Source organism: Bacillus sp. LQ01 (assembly GCF_057624735.1).
On the sequence record NZ_JBYEZL010000002.1, the window covers coordinates 989,715 to 1,012,444 of the forward strand.

The 22,730-nt window shown below is 37.4% G+C and carries 20 protein-coding genes; all 20 read left to right on the forward strand.

The window, feature by feature from the left end:
• Positions 1–59 precede the first annotated feature (59 nt).
• The 20 genes from pyrH (at position 60) to AC22L0_RS17715 (ending at position 22,679) form a co-directional block, all read left to right on the forward strand.
• On the forward strand, positions 60–782 hold the full coding sequence (gene pyrH / locus AC22L0_RS17620) for a UMP kinase (RefSeq protein WP_000042668.1): 723 nt from the start codon (positions 60–62) through the stop codon (positions 780–782).
• Between the two features lie 2 nt (positions 783–784).
• Positions 785–1,342 carry a ribosome recycling factor gene (gene frr / locus AC22L0_RS17625; protein ID WP_000531501.1) on the forward strand — a complete coding sequence of 186 codons (558 nt, stop codon included), beginning with the start codon at positions 785–787 and terminating at the stop codon, positions 1,340–1,342.
• An 85-nt stretch (positions 1,343–1,427) separates the two neighbouring features.
• A complete protein-coding gene (gene uppS, locus AC22L0_RS17630; RefSeq protein ID WP_000971296.1) occupies positions 1,428–2,204 on the forward strand; it encodes an undecaprenyl pyrophosphate synthase in 777 nt (258 codons plus the stop codon).
• A 17-nt stretch (positions 2,205–2,221) separates the two neighbouring features.
• Positions 2,222–3,013 carry a phosphatidate cytidylyltransferase gene (cdsA, locus tag AC22L0_RS17635; RefSeq protein WP_000813592.1) on the forward strand — a complete coding sequence of 264 codons (792 nt, stop codon included), beginning with the start codon at positions 2,222–2,224 and terminating at the stop codon, positions 3,011–3,013.
• A 23-nt stretch (positions 3,014–3,036) separates the two neighbouring features.
• Entirely contained in the window at positions 3,037–4,179 is a 1,143-nt protein-coding gene (gene dxr, locus AC22L0_RS17640) for a 1-deoxy-D-xylulose-5-phosphate reductoisomerase (RefSeq protein ID WP_000790377.1), read from the forward strand.
• 17 nt (positions 4,180–4,196) lie between these two features.
• Positions 4,197–5,453 (forward strand): RIP metalloprotease RseP, encoded by a 1,257-nt coding sequence (gene rseP, locus AC22L0_RS17645; protein ID WP_001090243.1) that lies wholly within the window; start codon positions 4,197–4,199, stop codon positions 5,451–5,453.
• 109 nt (positions 5,454–5,562) lie between these two features.
• A complete protein-coding gene (locus AC22L0_RS17650; protein WP_000814299.1) occupies positions 5,563–7,263 on the forward strand; it encodes a proline--tRNA ligase in 1,701 nt (566 codons plus the stop codon).
• A gap of 124 nt (positions 7,264–7,387) precedes the next feature.
• Entirely contained in the window at positions 7,388–11,689 is a 4,302-nt protein-coding gene (locus AC22L0_RS17655) for a PolC-type DNA polymerase III (protein WP_087967422.1), read from the forward strand.
• A gap of 336 nt (positions 11,690–12,025) precedes the next feature.
• Entirely contained in the window at positions 12,026–12,496 is a 471-nt protein-coding gene (rimP, locus tag AC22L0_RS17660) for a ribosome maturation factor RimP (RefSeq protein WP_000359096.1), read from the forward strand.
• Positions 12,497–12,513: 17 nt separating this feature from the next.
• Positions 12,514–13,620, forward strand: a complete 1,107-nt coding sequence (nusA, locus tag AC22L0_RS17665) for a transcription termination factor NusA (RefSeq protein ID WP_000102604.1) — start codon at positions 12,514–12,516, stop codon at positions 13,618–13,620.
• 11 nt (positions 13,621–13,631) lie between these two features.
• Entirely contained in the window at positions 13,632–13,904 is a 273-nt protein-coding gene (rnpM, locus tag AC22L0_RS17670; RefSeq protein WP_000071127.1) for an RNase P modulator RnpM, read from the forward strand.
• Complete coding sequence (locus AC22L0_RS17675; protein ID WP_001286524.1) at positions 13,905–14,216, forward strand: YlxQ family RNA-binding protein; 312 nt, start codon at positions 13,905–13,907, stop codon at positions 14,214–14,216.
• 4 nt (positions 14,217–14,220) lie between these two features.
• Entirely contained in the window at positions 14,221–16,281 is a 2,061-nt protein-coding gene (gene infB, locus AC22L0_RS17680) for a translation initiation factor IF-2 (protein ID WP_000036343.1), read from the forward strand.
• Positions 16,278–16,559, forward strand: coding sequence for a DUF503 domain-containing protein (locus AC22L0_RS17685; RefSeq protein ID WP_000582367.1), 282 nt, complete (start codon positions 16,278–16,280; stop codon positions 16,557–16,559). Before infB ends, AC22L0_RS17685 begins: the two co-directional genes overlap by 4 nt.
• A gap of 15 nt (positions 16,560–16,574) precedes the next feature.
• Positions 16,575–16,931, forward strand: coding sequence for a 30S ribosome-binding factor RbfA (gene rbfA / locus AC22L0_RS17690; protein ID WP_000776437.1), 357 nt, complete (start codon positions 16,575–16,577; stop codon positions 16,929–16,931).
• 86 nt (positions 16,932–17,017) lie between these two features.
• On the forward strand, positions 17,018–17,941 hold the full coding sequence (gene truB, locus AC22L0_RS17695; protein ID WP_087967423.1) for a tRNA pseudouridine(55) synthase TruB: 924 nt from the start codon (positions 17,018–17,020) through the stop codon (positions 17,939–17,941).
• A gap of 43 nt (positions 17,942–17,984) precedes the next feature.
• Positions 17,985–18,956: a bifunctional riboflavin kinase/FAD synthetase gene (ribF, locus tag AC22L0_RS17700; protein ID WP_000766704.1), complete on the forward strand. Its 972-nt coding sequence runs from the start codon at positions 17,985–17,987 to the stop codon at positions 18,954–18,956.
• Between the two features lie 100 nt (positions 18,957–19,056).
• On the forward strand, positions 19,057–19,326 hold the full coding sequence (gene rpsO / locus AC22L0_RS17705; protein WP_001229392.1) for a 30S ribosomal protein S15: 270 nt from the start codon (positions 19,057–19,059) through the stop codon (positions 19,324–19,326).
• Between the two features lie 160 nt (positions 19,327–19,486).
• Positions 19,487–21,625, forward strand: coding sequence for a polyribonucleotide nucleotidyltransferase (pnp, locus tag AC22L0_RS17710; protein ID WP_000076737.1), 2,139 nt, complete (start codon positions 19,487–19,489; stop codon positions 21,623–21,625).
• A gap of 154 nt (positions 21,626–21,779) precedes the next feature.
• Positions 21,780–22,679 (forward strand): polysaccharide deacetylase family protein, encoded by a 900-nt coding sequence (locus AC22L0_RS17715; RefSeq protein WP_087967425.1) that lies wholly within the window; start codon positions 21,780–21,782, stop codon positions 22,677–22,679.
• The last annotated feature ends 51 nt before the right edge of the window (positions 22,680–22,730 follow it).

Consider the following 22,730-nt stretch of genomic DNA (forward strand, 5'->3'; position numbering starts at 1 on the left):
TAGGGAACACATTGTGTTCCCTTTTTTAAAATAAAGATGTAAGCAATTGGAGGTTCATTATGAGTAAACCGAAATATAATCGTGTCGTTTTAAAGCTAAGTGGAGAAGCTTTAGCTGGAGAGCAAGGATTTGGAATTAACCCAACTGTTATTAAGTCAGTTGCGGAACAAGTAAAAGAAATTGCAGAACTTGATGTAGAGGTTGCTGTTGTTGTTGGTGGCGGTAACATTTGGCGTGGGAAAATTGGAAGTGAAATGGGCATGGATCGTGCAGGGGCAGATTACATGGGCATGTTAGCGACAGTTATGAATTCATTAGCTCTTCAAGATAGCTTGGAGAATATCGGAATTCAAACTCGTGTACAAACTTCAATTGAGATGCGTCAAGTTGCAGAACCTTACATTCGTCGTAAAGCAGTTCGTCACTTAGAGAAAAAACGTGTTGTTATCTTTGCAGCAGGTACAGGTAACCCATACTTCTCTACAGATACAACAGCAGCATTACGTGCGGCAGAAATTGAAGCAGATGTAATTTTAATGGCGAAAAACAATGTAGATGGTGTATATAATGCGGATCCATCTATTGATCCAACAGCTACGAAATATGAAACGCTTACTTACTTAGACGTATTAAAAGAAGGTTTAGGTGTAATGGATTCTACAGCTTCTTCTCTATGTATGGATAATGATATTCCATTAATTGTATTCTCAGTTATGGAAAAAGGTAATATTAAACGTGCCGTTTTAGGCGAAAATATCGGAACAGTGGTAAGGGGGAAATAAATATGGGACAACAAGTATTGAAGTCTTCAAATGAAAAAATGGAAAAAGCAGTTGCTGCTTATTCTCGTGAATTAGCAACAGTTCGTGCTGGCCGTGCAAACGCGTCTGTATTAGATAAGGTACAAGTTGATTACTATGGTGCACCAACACCAGTTGTGCAATTAGCGAACATTACAGTTCCAGAAGCGCGTTTACTAGTAATTCAACCTTATGATAAAACTTCTATCGGTGATATTGAAAAAGCAATTTTAAAAGCAGATTTAGGCTTAAATCCTTCTAATGATGGAACTGTAATTCGTATTGCATTCCCTGCATTAACAGAAGAACGTCGTCGTGATCTTGTAAAAGTTGTGAAAAAATATGCTGAAGAAGCTAAAGTTGCTGTTCGTAACGTACGTCGTGACGGAAATGATGATCTTAAGAAGCTTGAAAAAGCTGGCGAGATTACAGAAGATGATTTAAGAGGATATACTGAAGATATCCAAAAAGAAACAGATAAATATATTGCAAAAGTTGACGAAATCGCAAAAAACAAAGAAAAAGAAATCATGGAAGTGTAATAGCGATAACTTCGCAATTATGACCCTCTTCTTAAGGGGGTCTTTTTACACTTTTAGGCATACGTCTGCTTGCTGGAGGGTATGAATGATGTTTAAAAACTTTCCTTTTTTTAAAGGTAAAAAGGACACATCGTTTGATCATCTCGTTGAAGAAGTGAAAAAAGGATATATCCCAGAACATATTGCCATCATTATGGATGGGAATGGAAGATGGGCAAAGAGGAGAGCAATGCCTCGTATTGCGGGACATCATGAAGGTATGCAAGTTGTAAAGAAAATTACAAAATTTGCAAGTAAACTTAATGTGAAAGTGTTAACTCTTTATGCTTTTTCAACTGAGAACTGGAAAAGACCGAAAAAGGAAGTTGATTATTTAATGAAGCTTCCAGAAGAATTTCTAGGTACATTTTTACCAGAATTGATTGAAGAAAACGTACAAGTCCGAGTAATAGGGCAAAAAGATCGTCTTCCTACGCATACACGCAGAGCGATGGAGAAAGCCATGGAAGATACGAAAGAGAATACGGGATTAATTCTTAATTTCGCGTTAAACTATGGAAGTCGAGATGAAATCGTTTCTGCTGTGCAACATATGATGAAAGATAATGAGGAAGGAAAAATTCGTTCTGAAGAGGTAAGTGAAGAAATGCTTTCCTCCTACTTAATGACGAGTTCTTTACCTGATCCAGAGTTGTTAATCCGAACAAGCGGAGAGCTACGTATTAGTAATTTCATGTTATGGCAAATTGCATATTCGGAGTTTTGGTTTACAGACGTGTATTGGCCAGACTTCAAAGAAGAACATTTGCTAAATGCGATTACTGACTTTCAACATAGAGGGCGCAGATTCGGAGGCGTGTAGAAAGAGAGGGTTTGGTAGTGAAACAGAGAATTATTACTGGAGTGGTTGCTGCCGCGCTATTCATTCCCATCGTAATATACGGTGGCGTGCCTTTTACGGTTTTAGTGTATGCACTTGCTTCTATAGGTTTATATGAATTAATTCGTATGAATAAGCTTACGCTTATTTCAGTACCGACAGTTTTAGCTGCAGTATTATTGTGGATTCTTTTAATTCCAAGTAGTGCATCAGAACTGTTTACATGGATTGGATTAGGTAAATTGGAAATCACATTTGTGATTGTTTTATTACTTTTATCATATACAGTCCTTTCTAAGAATACATTTACTTTTGATAATGCTTCATTTTTACTGATGGCAACGACATATGTGGCAATGGGATTCTTATATTTAAATGAAACGAGAATATTAGGAATTAAATATGTATTTTGCGCATTATTTGTTATATGGGCTACTGATTCAGGCGCATATTTCGTAGGAAAAGCATTGGGCAAGAGAAAATTGTGGCCAGAAATCAGTCCAAATAAAACGATTGAAGGTTCATTAGGGGGCATCGTTTGTGGAATTATTGTGGCACTTGTTTACAACGTGTTCTTCCCAGTCGAATCGAATGTAGTAATTTTAATTGTGCTGACAATTATTATTTCTATTTTTGGACAAATTGGTGATTTAGTACAATCTGCTTTTAAACGTCATTATGGCGTAAAGGATTCAGGTACAATTTTACCTGGGCATGGTGGTATATTAGACCGAACAGATAGTTGGTTATTCGTTTTACCAATTCTCTACTTCTTATTACAATATAATTAATAAATGAACGAGGGGTTGGAGTCATGAAAAACATTAGTTTATTAGGTGCAAGCGGATCAATTGGTACACAAACTTTAGATGTATTACGCTCGCACCCAGACCAATTCCGTCTCGTTGCTTTTTCTGTAGGGAAAAATATTGACTACGCAGTAAAGGTAATTCAAGAATTTTCTCCGCAAATCGTCTCTGTGCAAAGAGAAGAAGATGTTTTAAAATTACAATCTGTTTCTGGTAATACAAAAATTGTATATGGTAGTGAAGGACTTTTAGAAGTAGCACTACATCCAGATGCGGAGATTGTAGTAAATGCTGTTGTAGGTAGCGTAGGGTTGTTACCAACACTTCGTGCAATTGAGGCGAAAAAAACAATTGGAATTGCAAATAAAGAAACGTTAGTAACTGCAGGACATCTTGTAATGGAAGCAGCACGAAAACATAATGTTTCGTTACTTCCAGTTGATAGTGAACATTCGGCTATTTTTCAATGCTTGAATGGTGAAAATGAAAAAAGAGTTTCTCGTCTTATTATAACGGCTTCTGGTGGAAGTTTCCGCGATAAAACGAGGGATGAATTGCATCATGTGACCGTAGAAGATGCGCTTCGACATCCAAACTGGTCAATGGGTTCGAAAATTACAATTGATTCTGCTACAATGATGAATAAGGGACTAGAAGTAATTGAAGCACATTGGCTTTTTGGTATCCCTTATGAGCAAATCGATGTTGTTTTACATAAAGAAAGTATTATCCATTCTATGGTTGAATTTGAAGATCGTAGTGTAATGGCGCAGCTTGGTTCACCTGATATGCGAGTACCAATTCAATACGCACTTACATATCCGGATAGATTGCCTCTTTCAGACACAAAACAGTTAAACTTATGGGAAATAGGGACGTTGCATTTTGAGAAAATGGACCAAGAACGATTCCGTTGTTTACGTTTTGCGTATGAAGCTGGAAAAGCAGGTGGAAGTATGCCAGCTGTAATGAACGCAGCGAATGAAGTAGCTGTTGAAGCCTTTTTACAAAAGAGAATTGATTTCTTAACAGTGGAAGACCTCATTGAAAAAGCAATGAACCATCACAATGTCATTGCACGACCGAGCTTAGAGGAAATTTTGGAAATTGATGCGGCCACAAGACGGTTTGTGATGGAACAAATTTAGCAAAGGTGGTTATGGAATTGAATACAGCGATTGCCTTTATATTAATTTTCGGTGCACTCGTATTTTTCCATGAGCTAGGGCATCTATATTTCGCAAAAAGAGCAGGTATTTTATGCCGCGAGTTTGCGATTGGTTTTGGTCCGAAAATATTCTCATTTGAAAAGAATGAAACGGTGTATACGATTCGATTACTGCCCCTTGGTGGCTATGTAAGAATGGCTGGCGAGGATGCGGACACAGTTGAGTTAAAGCCTGGGAAAAAGGTTGGCCTTGTATTAAATGAAAAAGACGAAGTTGTGAAATTAGTTTTTGATGGATATGAAAAGTATCCAAATGTTCGTGTTATTGAAGTCGAACAAGCTGATTTGGAGCATAATTTAACAATTTCGGGCTATGAAGAGTACGAGGAAGAGCTTCAAACATTCCGAGTGAATGAAAAGGCTCGTATTATTACTGCGGGGGAAGAAATTCAAATTGCCCCGTATAATAGACAATTTGGCTCGAAAAAACTAGGGCAACGCGCTTTAACAATCTTTGCGGGTCCTGCAATGAACTTCATTTTAGCATTTGTTATTTTTGTGATTCTTGGATTTGTACAAGGGGTCCCTATTGACAAACCAATGGTCGGAAAAGTGATGGATAACAGTGCAGCACAGCAAGCTGGATTGAAAGAGAATGATACAATTCAAGCTATTGATGGGAAAAACACAAGTACATGGAAAGATGTTGTTACTATTGTACGTGAAAACCCAAATAAAGAAATTACGTTACAAGTAAAGCGTGATAATGAACAGTTTAATGTGAAAGTAACGCCAACACTCGATAAAGAAGGAAAAGACGAAGTTGGTAGAATCGGTGTTTATTCTCCTGTAGAGAAAACAGTGATGGGTTCTATTAAATCAGGATTTGAACAAACGTACCAATGGACGAAACTAATTTTTGAATCTCTTGTTAAATTAGTAACTGGTCAATTTTCTATTAATGAGTTATCAGGTCCAGTAGGAATTTATAATCTAACAGATCAAGTTGTAGATTATGGGTTTACGCGTGTACTAAGTTTAGCTGCAGTTCTAAGCATTAATCTTGGTTTATTTAATTTATTACCAGTTCCTGCTTTAGATGGTGGCCGTTTATTCTTCTTCTTAATTGAAGCGTTACGAGGGAAACCAATTGATCGCCAAAAAGAAGGAATGGTTCACTTTATTGGTTTTGCATTATTAATGTTACTTATGTTAGTTGTAACTTGGAATGACATTCGTAAGTTTTTCTTGTAAAATAAAGTGAAACTTATAATGAAATAGAGCTCGTAGAGTAAAATCCCTCACCTAACTCGAGGTGAGGGGTTTTACTGCGTGTAAGAGTAAAATGAAGAGGTGCAAATAAATGAAACAAAGTATGGTATTCAGTCCTACATTACGTGAAGTTCCAGCTGATGCTGAAATTAAGAGTCATCAGCTATTACTTCGTGCAGGTTTTATGCGTCAAAATGCTTCTGGTATTTATAGCTTTCTACCATTTGGATTAAAAGTATTACACAAAGTAGAACGTATCGTTCGAGAAGAAATGGAGCGCGCAGGAGCTGTAGAATTATTAATGCCAGCTATGCAAGCTGCAGAATTATGGCAAGAATCAGGTCGTTGGTATTCTTACGGATCTGAATTAATGCGTATGAAAGATCGTAACGCTCGTGAATTCGCATTAGGAGCGACACATGAGGAAGTAATTACGGATCTTGTGCGTGATGAAGTGAAATCATATAAAAAATTACCGTTAACATTATACCAAATTCAAACAAAATTCCGTGATGAGCAAAGACCTCGTTTCGGCTTATTACGTGGAAGAGAGTTTCTAATGAAAGATGCCTACTCTTTCCATGCTACACAAGAGAGCTTAGATGAAGTATACGATCGCTTATATAAAGCATACTCTAACATTTTTGCTCGCTGTGGCTTGAATTTCCGTGCAGTTATTGCTGATTCTGGAGCAATGGGCGGAAAAGATACACATGAATTTATGGTATTATCTGATGTTGGTGAAGATACAATTGCATACTCTGACACATCTGATTATGCAGCAAACATCGAAATGGCTCCTGTTGTAGCTACGTATACGAAGAGTGACGAAGCAGAAAAAGCACTTGAAAAAGTAGCAACACCAGACCAAAAAGCAATTGAAGAAGTATCTGCATTCTTAAACATTGCAGCTGACAAGTGCATTAAGTCTATGGTGTTTAAAGTAGATGAGAAATTAGTAGTTGTACTTGTTCGTGGTGATCACGAAGTAAACGATGTGAAAGTGAAAAATGTATACGGCGCTTCAGTTGTTGAGCTTGCTTCTCATGAAGAAGTAAAAGCATTATTAAATTGTGAAGTTGGTTCATTAGGACCGATTAATGTAACAGGTGATATCGAAATTATTGCTGATCACGCTGTAGCATCAATTGTTAACGGATGTTCAGGAGCGAATGAAGAAGGGTTCCATTATGTAAATGTAAATCCAGAACGTGACTTTAAAGTAAGTCAATATACAGATTTACGCTTTATTCAAGAAGGAGACCAATCTCCAGATGGAAACGGAACAATTCTTTTCGCACGCGGAATTGAAGTTGGTCATGTATTCAAATTAGGAACTCGTTATAGTGAAGCAATGAACGCAACATTCCTAGATGAAAATGGAAAAACACAACCACTTATTATGGGTTGTTACGGTATCGGTGTATCTCGTACAGTAGCAGCAATTGCAGAGCAATTTAACGATGAGAACGGCTTAGTTTGGCCAAAAGCGGTAGCACCGTTCCATGTGCATGTAATTCCAGTAAATATGAAATCTGATGCACAACGTGAAATGGGTGAAAATATCTACAACTCATTACAAGAACAAGGCTATGAAGTGTTATTAGACGATCGTGCAGAACGTGCAGGTGTTAAATTTGCAGATGCAGATTTATTCGGTCTTCCAGTTCGTGTTACAGTTGGTAAAAAAGCAGACGAAGGTATTGTAGAAGTGAAAGTACGTGCTACAGGTGAGTCTGAAGAAGTAAAAGTAGAAGAACTTCAAACATATATTGCAAATATTTTAAAATAAGAAGAGGTACCTCGTAATGGGGTACCTTCTCTTTCTTTGTAAACGTATTTTGTAAAAGAAGAGGTGAGAAATCTTTCTTTGTGGTACGTTTCAATTTATAATAGCAAATGGAAGGAGAGTGCTTATGTCTTTAACAAATGAACAACAAGAGCGATTTCAAATTTTGCTCCAGCAGTTGCAAATACCAGACGACCTTATAAATCAATATTTACAAGGCGGTGGTATTGAAAGGCTCGTTATTGATAAAACGAATAAAAGTTGGCATTTTGATTTACAAGTGCCACGTATTTTGCCTACAGAATTATATGAATTGCTAGAAACAAAGCTTAAGCAATCATTTTCTCATATTGCAAGAACAACATTTGCATTAGAAACAGAGAATAAACAATTTACAGAAGAAGAAGTGAGGGCGTATTGGCCGCTTTGTACGGAACGAATTACATTTTCACCTATGTTCGCATACTTAAAGAAGCAGCTTCCACAGGTGAATGGAGTGAAGTTGTTAATAAATGTAAATAACGAGCTGGAGTCTACGGCTTTAAAGAAAAACGTTGCGAAACCAGTAGGGGATCAATACGAAGTTTTTGGATTCCCGCGTTTTCAGTTAGACACACATATACAGCAAAATACAGAAGAAATGCAAAAGTTTCGTGAACAAACGCAGCAAGAAGACCGTGAGCGTGTTATACAAGCTATGGAAGAAATGGCGAAGAAGCAAGCTGAAGAAAGCAGCGTTGTGTATGAAGGACCGATTACACTCGGGTATCTTATTAAGCCAGATGAAGAGATTACACCGATGCGAGAAATTCAAGATGAAGAAAGAAGAAAAACGGTTCAAGGATATGTCTTCCATGTAGAAACAAAAGAGCTTCGTAGTGGGCGTACGTTATTAACTTTAAAAATAACGGATTATACGGATTCTATTATGATCAAAATGTTCTCGCGTGACAAAGAAGATATTCCAATGCTGCAATCCTTGAAAAAAGGAATGTGGGTGAAAGCGCGTGGTTCTGTTCAAAACGATACATTCGTTCGAGATTTAGTAATGATTGCAAATGATATTAATGAAATAACAGGACCGTCTCGTAAAGATAAAGCACCAGAAGGCGAAAAACGAGTAGAGCTGCATCTCCATACTCCGATGAGTCAAATGGACGCTGTCACTCCAGTTTCTAAGCTTGTTGCTCAAGCTGGTAAATGGGGACATGAGGCTATCGCGGTTACAGATCATGCCGTGGCTCAGTCCTTCCCAGAGGCGTATTCTGCAGGGAAGAAGGCTGGTGTTAAAGTTATATATGGTGTAGAAGCAAATCTAGTTAATGATGGTGTACCGATAGCGTATAACGAAGCGCATCGTTTACTTGCAGAGGAAACGTATGTTGTTTTCGACGTTGAGACGACAGGTTTATCAGCTGTATACGATACAGTCATTGAGTTGGCTGCCGTAAAAGTAAAGGGTGGCGAAATTATTGATCGCTTTGAATCTTTCGCAAATCCACATCAACCATTATCAGCGACGATTATTGAATTGACAGGTATTACGGATGATATGTTAACTGATGCACCTGAAGTGGACGAAGTGTTTAAAAAGTTTGAGGAATGGATGGGCGACCATACACTTGTTGCCCATAACGCGAGCTTTGATATGGGCTTTATTAACGTAGGTTTTAAAAAGGCTGGACTAGAAAAAACGAATAATCCAGTTATTGATACGTTAGAACTTGCACGATTTTTATTCCCAGAAATGAAAAATCATCGATTAAATACGATGTGTAAAAAACTTGATATTGAATTAACACAACATCACCGTGCGATTTATGATACAGAAGCGACGGGATATTTACTTGTGAAAATGTTGAAAGACGTAATTGAAAAGGGATTTGAATATCACGATCAATTAAATGATAACATGGGACAAGGGGATGCGTATAAGCGTGGCCGTCCAAGTCATATGACGTTACTTGCCACATCAGATGTTGGATTGAAAAATTTATATAAACTTGTTTCATATTCTCACCTTAATTACTTTTACCGTGTACCACGTGTGCCGAGATCACTATTAAAAAAATATCGTGAAGGGATTTTAGTAGGAACGGCTTGTGATAAAGGTGAAGTGTTCGAGGCAATGATGCAAAAGGCACCTGAAGAGGTAGAAGAAATTGCCCAGTTCTATGATTACATTGAAGTAATGCCTCCAGAGGTGTTGCGTCATTTAGTAGAACGTGAGCTTGTTCGAGACGAAGGTCAATTAAAAACAATTATTTCTAACTTAGTAAAACTAGGTGAGACGTTAGATAAACCAGTTGTTGCTACAGGAAACGTGCATTATTTAGACCCTGAGGATGCGATGTATCGTAAAATTTTAGTCAGTTCGCAGGGCGGAGCCAATCCGTTAAATCGACATTCATTACCGCCAGTACATTTCCGTACAACTGATGAGATGTTAGAATGTTTTTCATTCTTAGGTGAAGACAAAGCGAAAGAAGTTGTTGTAACAAATACACAAAAGATTGCGTCATTAATTGGTGATGTGCATCCAGTAAAAGACGATCTATACACACCGAAAATTGAAGGTGCTGATGATGAAACGCGTGATATGAGTTATAAAATGGCGCGTAGCATTTATGGTGAAGAGCTACCGGAAATTGTAGAAGCACGTTTAGAAAAAGAATTAAAAAGTATTATTGGGCATGGATTCGCCGTAATTTATTTAATTTCACATAAGCTTGTGAAAAAATCGTTAGTAGACGGATATCTAGTAGGTTCGCGTGGATCGGTAGGGTCATCATTTGTTGCAACGATGATGGAAATTACAGAAGTAAACCCATTACCACCACACTATGTATGTCCGAAGTGTAAGCAATCAGAATTCTTTAATGATGGTTCTGTAGGTTCTGGTTTTGACTTACCAGATAAAGAATGTCCTGCTTGTAATATTCCATATGTAAAAGATGGACATGACATTCCTTTCGAAACGTTCCTTGGATTTAAAGGAGATAAGGTGCCCGATATCGATTTGAACTTCTCCGGGGAATACCAACCACGTGCCCATAACTATACGAAAGTACTGTTCGGTGAAGACTATGTATATCGTGCAGGAACGATTGGTACAGTTGCGGAAAAAACTGCTTACGGATATGTAAAAGGTTATGCAAATGATCATAACTTAACGATTCGAAATGCAGAGATTGATCGCTTAGTAGCAGGGTGTACCGGTGTAAAACGTACAACAGGACAGCATCCAGGCGGTATTATCGTTGTGCCAGATTACATGGATATCTTTGATTTCTCACCAATACAGTACCCAGCTGATTCAATTGGTGCTGAATGGAGAACAACGCATTTTGATTTCCACTCGATTCATGATAACTTATTAAAACTTGATATACTAGGACACGATGATCCGACCGTTATTCGTATGTTACAAGATTTAAGTGGTATTGATCCGAAAACAATCCCAACGGATGATCCAGAAGTAATGAAAATTTTCTCTGGTCCAGAATCGTTAGGGGTAACGGAAGAGCAAATTAACTGTAAAACAGGTACACTTGGTATACCAGAGTTTGGTACAAAATTCGTAAGACAGATGTTAGAAGAGACAAAACCAACGACATTCTCAGAGTTAGTCCAAATTTCTGGACTATCACATGGTACTGACGTATGGCTTGGTAATGCAAACGAGTTAATTTATAACGGTACATGTACGCTGAGCGAAGTTATCGGTTGTCGTGATGACATCATGGTATATTTAATCTATCAAGGTCTAGATCCATCATTAGCCTTCAAAATCATGGAGTCGGTTCGTAAAGGTAAAGGTGTACCGGAAGAATGGGAAGAAGACATGAAAAATAATAATGTACCAGGTTGGTATATTGATTCATGTAAGAAGATTAAATACATGTTCCCTAAAGCCCATGCGGCTGCTTACGTACTTATGGCTGTACGTATCGCATACTTTAAAGTACATTTTGCACTGTTATTCTATGCCGCATATTTTACAGTTCGTGCAGATGATTTTGATGTAGAGGCAATGGCGAAAGGTTCAGCATCTATACGTGCAAGAATTGATGAAATTGCTCAAAAAGGATTGGATGCAGCGCCGAAAGAGAAAAGTTTATTAACAGTACTAGAAATGACACTTGAAATGTGTGAGCGTGGATACTCATTCCAAAAGGTGGATTTATACCGCTCACATGCAACAGAATTTATTATTGATGGAGACACATTAATTCCTCCATTTAATGCGGTACCTGGTCTTGGTACAAACGCAGCTTTAAGTATTGTGGAAGCACGTAAAAATGGAGACTTCTTATCAAAAGAGGACTTGCAGCAGCGTAGTAAGGTTTCGAAAACAATTATTGAGTATTTAGATAGTCAAGGTTGTTTAGGAGATTTACCGGATCAAAACCAGTTATCACTGTTCTAGTAGGTAGGAAAAGTCTTTGCAAATCAACATTTCCTATGATATACTATTAACCGAGATAACCATGTCATGTATATTGTGTAAAGAAAAGAGTGGGGAAACCCACTCTTTCGTGTTACTATCTATGTTTTCTCTACGTAGATAGGTAAAAGATTTCTGTCGTATATACATATTTTGTTACAAGTTTTACTTCTTAAATTTGGTAATACTAAGACAGATAATCCCTGCTGAACAGCAGGGGCTTTTGTTAGCTAACGAGAAAGAATAAGATAGACCGTTTTTAAAGTGGCGGGGTCTTCTTCTTTTAAATGGTACATGACGGCAGGAAGGAGGCTGTTTATGGATAAGAAAGTCACAGAAGTTGTAGAAGCATTTGCGCAGCCGATCGTTGAAGAGTTAAATCTTGAACTTGTAGATGTAGAGTATGTGAAAGAAGGACAAGACTGGTTCTTACGCGTATTCATCGATTCTGAAAAGGGAGTCGACATTGAAGAATGCGGTGCGGTAAGTGAACGTTTAAGCGAAGCTTTAGATAAAGAGGATCCAATTCCTCATCTTTACTTTTTGGATGTATCATCTCCTGGAGCGGAACGCCCATTAAAGAAAGAAAAAGACTTCCAGCAAGCGGTAGGAAAACAAGTGGCAATTAAAACATATGAGCCGATTGATGGTGAAAAGATGTTTGAAGGAAAACTGCTTTCTTACGATGGTACAACAATAACATTATTATTAACAATTAAAACACGTAAAAAAGAAATCCAAATTTCGATGGATAAAGTCGCAAATGCGCGACTTGCTGTTACGTTTTAGTTAGAAGGGGGATCTTCATGAGCACTGAGTTATTAGATGCTTTGCTCGTATTAGAATCTGAAAAAGGCATTAGCAAAGACATTATTATTGATGCGATTGAAGCAGCTTTAATCTCTGCTTATAAGCGCAATTTTAATCAAGCACAAAACGTTCGTGTGAGCTTTAACCCAGAAGTGGGAACAATTCAAGTTTTAGCACGTAAAGACGTAGTAGACAATGTGTTTGATCCACGTCTTGAAATTTCTGTAGAGGAAGCAAGACAAATTAATCCAAACTACCAAGATGGTGACGTACTAGAAATTGAAGTAACACCAAAAGACTTTGGTCGTATTGCAGCACAAACTGCAAAACAAGTTGTCACACAACGAGTGCGTGAAGCAGAGCGCGGTGTTATTTACTCTGAGTTTAGTGACCGTGAAGAAGATATTATGGTAGGTATTGTACAACGTCAAGATGCTCGTTTCATCTATGTAAGCTTAGGAAAAGTAGAAGCTTTATTACCTGTAAGTGAGCAAATGCCTAATGAGCAATACAAACCACATGATCGTATTCGCGTATTCATTACGAAAGTAGAAAAAACGACAAAAGGACCACAAATTTACGTATCACGTACACATCCTGGTCTTTTAAAACGTTTATTCGAAATGGAAGTTCCTGAAATCTATGATGGAACTGTAGAAATTCGTTCTGTAGCACGTGAAGCTGGCGATCGCTCTAAGATCTCTGTATATGCAGAGAACACTGATGTTGATCCAGTTGGTTCTTGTGTAGGACCAAAAGGGCAACGTGTACAACGCATTGTAGACGAATTAAAAGGTGAAAAAATTGACATTGTCCGCTGGTCAAATGATCCAGTTGAATATGTTGCAAATGCATTAAGCCCATCACAAGTTGTTAAAGTACTTGTAGATGAAGAAGAAAAAGCGACAACAGTAGTTGTTCCAGACCACCAGTTATCATTAGCTATCGGTAAGCGTGGACAAAATGCACGTCTTGCAGCTAAATTAACAGGCTGGAAAATTGATATTAAGAGTGAGTCTGATGCGAAACAACTTGGTATTGTAACAGAAGAAGATAGCGTAATCGCATTTGGATTCGATTCAGTGGAAGACGAAATCGAATAGAGGTGATGAGTATGAGCAATCGAAAAGTTCCGTTACGAAAATGTGTTGCAACGCAAGAAATGAAATCAAAACGAGAGCTCGTTCGCATTGTTCGTTCCAAAGAGGGAGAAGTGTCCATTGATTTAACTGGGAAAAAATCAGGACGAGGTGCTTACTTGTCGAAGGACAAGGAGAGCATTCTTCAAGCTCAAAAGAAAAATGTTTTGGAACATCATCTAAAAGCGAAAATCGACGGTTCTTTATATGAAGAGCTTCTTGAGCTTGTTGAGAAGGAGTCGAAATAAGTGTCCGATTGGAAATCGTTTTTAGGACTAGCAAACCGGGCTCGGAAAATTATTTCGGGTGAAGAACTCGTTTTAAAAGAAGTACGAAGTGGCAAAGCAAAACTTGTATTGCTATCTGAAGATGCGTCAGTAAATACTACAAAACGCATCACAGATAAAACTACGTACTACAACGTACCAATGAGAAAGGTCGAAAATCGACAACAATTAGGGCATGCGATTGGGAGAGATGAGCGAGTCGTTGTAGCTGTGTTAGATGTAGGCTTTGCGAAAAAGCTGCGTAGCATGCTCGATACAAATTACCGGGGGTGAAGGTATGAGTAAAATTCGAGTGCATGAATATGCAAAAAAACATAATATCTCAAGTAAAGATCTTATGACAAAACTAAAAGAAATGAATATCGAGGTTTCGAATCATATGACAATGTTAGACGATGAAGTAGTAAATAAATTAGATAATGAATATCAAACTGAAAAACCTTCTGTTGCAGATGAGTTTGAAGTAGAAGAAAAAGTTGTTCGCAGTAAAAAGAACAGCAATAAGAAAAAGAAAAAAGGCAAAGGAAACGAAGACAAACGTCAAGAGAACTTTGCTGGTAGACAACAAACTCAAATTGTAGAAACACCAGATAAAATTACTTTCTCTGGAAGCCTTACAGTAGGAGATCTTGCTAAAAAATTAAGCAAAGAGCCATCTGAAATTATTAAGAAGCTCTTCATGCTTGGAATTATGGCAACAATTAACCAAGACTTGGATAAAGATACAATTGAGTTAATTGCTAACGACTACGGTATTGAAGTAGAAGAAGAAGTAATTGTAAGCGAGACTGAGTTTGAAACATTCATTGATGAGCAAGATGATGAAGAGAACTTAAAAGAACGTCCAGCTGTAGTTACAATCATGGGACACGTTGACCATGGTAAAACAACATTACTGGATTCTATTCGTAACTCAAAAGTAACTGCAGGCGAAGCGGGTGGAATTACTCAGCATATCGGTGCATATCAAGTTGAAGTAAACGATAAGAAGATTACATTCTTAGATACACCTGGTCACGCAGCATTTACAACGATGCGTGCTCGTGGGGCACAAGTAACGGATATTACAATCCTTGTTGTTGCAGCGGATGACGGTGTTATGCCACAAACGGTTGAAGCAATTAACCATGCGAAGGCAGCAGGAGTACCAATTATTGTTGCTGTGAATAAAATGGATAAACCAGCTGCAAACCCTGATCGCGTAATGCAAGAACTAACTGAATATGAATTAGTTCCAGAAGCTTGGGGCGGAGATACTATTTTCGTACCAATTTCTGCAATTCAAGGCGAAGGCATTGACAACTTACTAGAAATGATCCTTCTTGTAAGTGAAGTAGAAGAATATAAAGCAAATCCAAACCGCTATGCAACTGGTACAGTAATCGAAGCACAGCTTGATAAAGGTAAAGGAACTATCGCGACATTACTTGTTCAAAATGGTACGCTTCGAGTTGGAGATCCAATCGTTGTTGGAACTTCATTCGGACGTGTTCGTGCAATGGTAAGTGATATTGGTCGTCGTGTAAAAGTTGCTGGTCCATCAACTCCTGTTGAAATTACTGGTTTAAACGAAGTACCACAGGCTGGAGATCGTTTCATGGCATTTGCTGATGAGAAGAAAGCTCGTCAAATTGGTGAATCACGTGCACAAGAAGCGTTAGTTGCACAACGTGGTGAGAAATCTAAATTAAGCCTTGAAGATTTATTCCAACAAATCCAAGAGGGCGATGTAAAAGAAATTAACTTAATCGTAAAAGCAGACGTACAAGGTTCTGTTGAAGCGATGGCAGCATCACTTCGTAAAATTGATGTTGAAGGCGTAAAAGTTAAAATCATTCACACTGGTGTAGGTGCGATTACAGAATCTGATATCATTTTAGCTTCTGCATCTAATGCAATTGTAATTGGATTTAACGTACGTCCAGATGTGAACGCGAAGCGTACAGCTGAATTAGAGAACGTTGATATTCGTTTACACCGTATTATTTATAAAGTAATCGAAGAGATTGAAGCAGCTATGCAAGGTATGCTTGATCCAGAATTCGAAGAAAAAGTAATCGGTCAAGCAGAAGTTCGTCAAACGTTTAAAGTAACAAAAGTTGGAACAATCGCAGGTTGTTACGTAACAGACGGTAAAATTACGCGTGATAGTGGCGTACGTATTATCCGTGACGGCGTAGTAATTTTCGAAGGACAACTTGATACGTTAAAACGTTTCAAAGACGACGTAAAAGAAGTTGCACAAAACTATGAGTGTGGTATTACAATTGAGAGATATAATGATCTTAAAGAAGGGGACATCATTGAAGCGTACATTATGGAAGAAGTGAAGCGATGATTATCGCTTCACTCTCATTCGAGTGTATGATTTACGATGTGCATTCTTTAAAAGAGAAACGTGCAATTTTACAACGTGTGTTAACTCGTGTAAAACAGCGCTATAATGTAGCTGTTTCTGAAGTTGGGCACCAAGATGTATGGCAACGTACAGAAATTGCAGTTGTTTCCGTATCCTCAAATCGTGTTATCTGTGAGAAAGAAATGAATCGTGTACTTGAGTACATCGATTCATTTCCTGAAATTGAACGTACAATAACACATTTGGAATGGTATTGAATGAGGTGAAGAGTTATGAAATTACGTGCGAACCGTGTGGGCGAGCAAATGAAAAAAGAATTAGGCGACATTATCAGTCGTAAAATTAAAGACCCACGTATTGGATTTGTTACAGTAACTGATGTACAAGTGAGTGGTGATTTACAAATTGCTAAAGTATATATTTCTGTTTTAGGTGATGAAGAACAGAAAGAAAATACTTTAAAAGGTTTAGCGAAGGCAAAAGGCTTTATTCGTTCAGAAATTGGCCAACGTATTCGTCTTCGTAAAACACCAGAAATTACCTTTGAGTTTGATGAGTCTATCGGATATGGTCATCGAATTGATACACTTTTACATGAAATTAATAAAGACGGTAAACGTGAAGAATAATGGATAGACATTTGTCTATCCATTTTTTCAATGCAAAATAAGTTTTGGATATTTACTACGAGAGAATTATGATGAGGTGAACATATATGGAAGGTGTAGTATTATTACATAAGCCAAAAGGCATGACATCACATGATTGTGTATTTAAATTAAGAAAGATATTGCGAGAAAAGAGAATTGGTCATACGGGAACATTAGACCCTGATGTAACAGGAGTATTACCAATTTGCGTTGGAAGAGCAACGAAAATTGCACAATTTTTAACAAGTGAAACGAAAACATATGAAGGTGAAGTAACATTAGGGTTTTCAACGACAACTGAAGATGCTTCTGGTGAGGTTGTTGAAACGAAAAATGTAGATCGTACTATTACTCGTAAGGAAGTAGAGAAAGTCCTTGCGGAATTAACAGGCACGATTGAACAAATGCCACCAATGTTCTCGGCTGTAAAAGTAAACGGGAAAAAATTATACGAATATGCAAGAGCAGGGCAAGAGGTGGAACGTCCAGTTCGTACAATTATAATTCATGAATTCATATTACTTGATGATCGTGAAGTTTTTGAAGGAGAAAATATTTCATTCCGTTTCCGTGTAACGTGTAGTAAAGGAACATATGTAAGAACGTTAGCTGTAATGATCGGGGAAAAACTTGGTTTCCCATCACATATGTCGCACCTTATAAGAACGGCATCTGGTGAATTTTTATTAGAAGATTGCATATCATTTGAAGAAATTGAAGAAAACGTGCAAAATGGAACAGTAGAGTCTATCTTCATTTCAATTGATGAAGCATTAAGTAAGTTTCCAAAAATGGTTGTAGATGAAAAGCAAGCAGAGAAAATAAAGAATGGTATGTTCTTAAAAAATGAATTAGAAATAACAGCACCATTTATTACAGTGTTTGATAAAAATGATCGTTGCTTAGCAATTTATGAACATCATCCGAAACATCCTGGTATGTTAAAGCCGATGAAAGTACTTGTGAATAATCAAGAACTAAAGCTATAATGAATTATTGGAAGGATTATTACAGAAAAAGGTGAATTCAAGCGTGAAACTTATTCATTTAACTCATCCACATGAACAAAATAAATTAGAATTACCACCTACTGTAATGGCATTAGGATTTTTTGATGGCATTCATTTAGGACATCAATGTGTAATTCGAACTGCGAAAAAAATAGCGGACGACCGAGGATATAAAAGTGCAGTTATGACATTTCATCCTCATCCATCTGTTGTTTTAGGAAAAAAGGATGCGCATGTGGAGTATATTACACCGATGCGCGATAAAGAAAAAATAGTCGAAAGCTTAGGAATCGATATATTATATGTAATTAAATTTGATGAATCATTTGCAGGGTTATTACCGCAACAATTTGTAGATGATTATATTATTGGTTTAAATGTAAAGCATGTAGTAGCGGGGTTTGATTATTCATATGGACGTTTAGGAAAAGGAAAGATGGAGACTTTACCATTTCATGCAAGAGGGGAGTTTACACAGACTGTGATTGAAAAAGTTGAATTTCAAGAAGAGAAAGTAAGTTCTACAGCATTACGAAAGTTAATTCGAAATGGCGAAATGGAGCAAATTCCATCTATTTTAGGTAGAGCCTATACTGTAGCGGGAACAGTTATACACGGCGACAAACGTGGACGTCAAATTGGTTTTCCAACAGCTAATGTAGGTTTAAGTGATGAGTATTTATTGCCACCTGTAGGTGTTTATGCAGTGAGATTAAAAGTTCACGGTGAATGGTACGATGGTGTATGTAATATTGGATATAAACCGACTTTTAAAGAAGATGAGCGTCAATTATCAATTGAAGTGCATTTATTTGAATTTAACAAAGATATATACGATCAAAATGTTACAGTAGAGTGGCATATGCGTATAAGAGCAGAAAAGAAATTCAACGGTATTGATGAGTTAGTTGAACAAATCGCAAAAGATAAGAAAACAGCCCAAGAATATTTTGTGAGCGAAAAGAATATACTTGCTTTTTCAAATGAAAAGTAGTATTCTATGTTATGTACTTTATGACAACCATTGCTTGGCATTGCGACTCACCGACGCTTGCTAGGTAATTGGGGGTTTAATTAATAGGAGGTGAAATAGGATGGCTTTAACACAAGAGCGTAAAAATGAAATCATTGCACAATTTAGAACTCATGAGACTGATACTGGTTCTCCAGAGGTTCAAATTGCTGTCCTAACGGAGCAAATTAACACTCTAAACGAGCACTTACGTACTCACAAGAAAGATCATCATTCACGTCGTGGTCTATTAAAGATGGTTGGTAAACGTCGTAACTTACTAACTTACCTTCGTAATAGCGATATCACACGTTACCGTGAATTAATCACAAAGCTTGGCTTACGTCGATAGTCAAAGAAGCGGGAATATTCCCGCTTTTTTGTTAGGTAAAAATATATCTTCTACGCTTTATAGCTTACTTAATTTTAGGCAATACTAGAGGTAGAATATTGTGATATACTATCCATTTACATAGAAGAATTGAATACTTTAAATTGAGAGGGGTACTTAAATGAGTCAAGAAAAGCAAGTCTTCTCGATAGATTTAGCTGGTCGCCAGCTAACAGTTGAAACTGGTCAGCTTGCAAAACAAGCGAACGGAGCAGTATTAGTAAGATATGGCGATACAGCGGTTCTATCTACAGCAACTGCATCAAAAGAAGCAAAAAATGTAGATTTCTTCCCACTTACAGTAAACTATGAAGAGCGTTTATATGCAGTCGGAAAAATTCCTGGCGGTTTCATTAAACGTGAAGGTCGTCCAAGTGAAAAAGCAATTTTGGCAAGTCGTTTAATCGACCGTCCAATCCGTCCACTTTTCGCAGATGGTTTCCGTAACGAAGTACAAGTTGTCAGCATCGTAATGAGTGTTGATCAAGATTGTTCTTCTGAAATGGCAGCTATGCTTGGTTCTTCATTAGCGTTATCGATTTCAGATATTCCATTTGAAGGTCCAATCGCGGGTGCAACAGTTGGTCGTATTAACGGCGAATTCGTTATCAACCCAACAGTAGAACAGCAAGAACAAAGTGATATTCACCTTGTTGTAGCTGGTACGAAAGATGCAATTAACATGGTTGAAGCAGGAGCAGATCAAGTGCCTGAGGAAACAATGTTAGAAGCAATTATGTTTGGTCATGACGAAATTAAACGTCTAATTGCATTCCAAGAAGAGATTGTACAAGCTGTAGGTAAAGAGAAATCAGAAGTGAAACTTTATGAAGTTGACGCTGATCTTAACCAAGCTGTACGTGAAATGGCTGAAGAAGATATGCATTCAGCAATTCAAGTACATGAGAAACATGCACGTGAAGATGCAATTAACGAAGTGAAAAAGCGTGTTATTGAGCATTACGAAGCGCAGGAAGCTGACGCTGATACATTAGGACAAGTAAATGAGATTTTATATAAAATTGTAAAAGAAGAAGTACGTCGTCTTATTACAGTTGAAAAAATCCGCCCAGATGGCCGTAAAGGTGACGAAATCCGTCCATTAGCATCAGAGGTTGGCATTTTATCTCGTACACACGGTTCTGGTTTGTTCACTCGTGGACAAACACAAGCATTAAGTATTTGTACATTAGGTGCATTAGGCGATGTGCAAATTTTAGATGGTCTTGGTGTAGAAGAATCAAAACGCTTTATGCACCATTACAATTTCCCATCATTTAGTGTTGGTGAAACTAGACCAATGCGTGGACCAGGTCGTCGTGAAATCGGTCACGGTGCACTAGGAGAACGCGCACTTGAGCCTGTAATTCCATCTGAAAAAGATTTCCCATACACAGTACGTCTTGTATCTGAAGTTTTAGAATCAAATGGTTCTACTTCACAAGCAAGTATTTGTGGTAGTACTTTAGCAATGATGGATGCTGGTGTTCCACTTAAAGCTCCAGTTGCAGGTATTGCAATGGGTCTAGTTAAAACTGGTGAGCATTACACAATTTTATCTGATATTCAAGGTATGGAAGATCATTTAGGTGATATGGACTTTAAAGTAGCAGGTACAGCACAAGGTGTAACTGCACTACAAATGGACATTAAAATCGATGGTCTATCTCGTGAAATTTTAGAAGAGGCATTACAACAAGCGAAAGTTGGTCGTGTGCACATTCTAAATCATATGTTATCTGTTATTCCAGAGCCACGCACTGAATTATCAGCGTACGCTCCAAAGATTATTACAATGACAATTAATCCAGATAAAATCCGTGACGTTATCGGACCGAGCGGTAAACAAATCAATAAAATTATTGAAGAAACTGGCGTTAAAATTGACATCGAGCAAGATGGCACAGTATTCATTTCTTCAATAAACCAAGAAATGAACGACAAAGCTAAGAAAATTATCGAAGATATCGTTCGCGAAGTACAAGTAGGTGAAATCTACGAAGGAAAAGTGAAACGTGTTGAGAAATTCGGTGCTTTCGTTGAATTATTCAGCGGTAAAGATGGATTAGTTCACATTTCTGAACTTGCACTTGAGCGTGTAGGTAAAGTAGAAGACGTTGTAAAAATCGGTGACGTAATTACGGTTAAAGTTATCGAGATTGACAAGCAAGGTCGTGTTAATCTATCTAGAAAAGTATTGCTAAAAGAAGAGCAAGAAAAAGAAGCTGCTAAAGAAGAAAACAAACAAGAGCAGCAATAAGCGAAAGCCAGTTTAACTGGCTTTTTTTGTTATGTAAAAATATGATTTATATATATTTTTATGTCAGTATAGGTATAGTTTTCATTATAACGCTCAAATTAACAAAGATAAGAAGAAAAATGTTTTTTTATATAGTTAATTTGGGAGGGTTTATATGAAAGTTCGTATATTGGCATACATATGTATATTTTCTTTATATGTCAGTTTAGGCTCTTATTCTGTTTTTGCACAGGATAACTTATATGAAGAAATTCAAAAGCATGCAAAACAATATGAGATTGCACCTCAAAATGCGATGATTGATAAGATATGGAAAGCAACACCAGGATATAATGGAAGACAAGTTGATATGGAAGCATCCTATAACAATATGAAGAAGCTAAAGGAATTTGATCAAAAACACCTTGAATTTAAGGAAGTATCACCGAGTGTCCACTTAGAAGATTTATCACCTGCTCCAATTTATAGGGGGCATCCGAATAAAAAGATGGTGGGATTAACAATAAATGTGGCATGGGGAAACGAGTATTTGCCTCGTGTATTAGAAATATTGAAAAAGCATGATGTGAAGGCGACTTTCTTTTTAGAAGGACGTTGGGTGAAAGAAAATTTACGATTTGCAAAAATGATTGTCGATGCAAATCAAGAAGTCGGAAATCATTCTTATACGCACCCTAATATGAAAACGCTATCGTCTGATGAAATACGAGAGCAGTTACAAAAAACAAATCGAATGATTGAAGCTGCTACGAATCAAAAGGTGAGATGGTTTGCCCCGCCGAGTGGAAGTTTTCGGGATGAAGTCGTGAAAATCGCTGATGATTTCCAAATGGGAACGATTATGTGGACTGTCGATACAATCGATTGGAAGCGACCTGAGCCAGATGTACTATTGCAGAGAGTAATGAGAAAAATACACCCAGGTGCTATCGTATTAATGCATCCTACTTCGTCAACGGCAGAAGCATTAGATACAATGATAAAAAAATTGAAGGAACAAGGATATAAAGTAGGGAATATAACAGAATTACTGGATGAAAAACGTGTGGATTAAATACATTTGCATGACATTCATCCTTAAACTTGTTATCATTAAATAATAGCA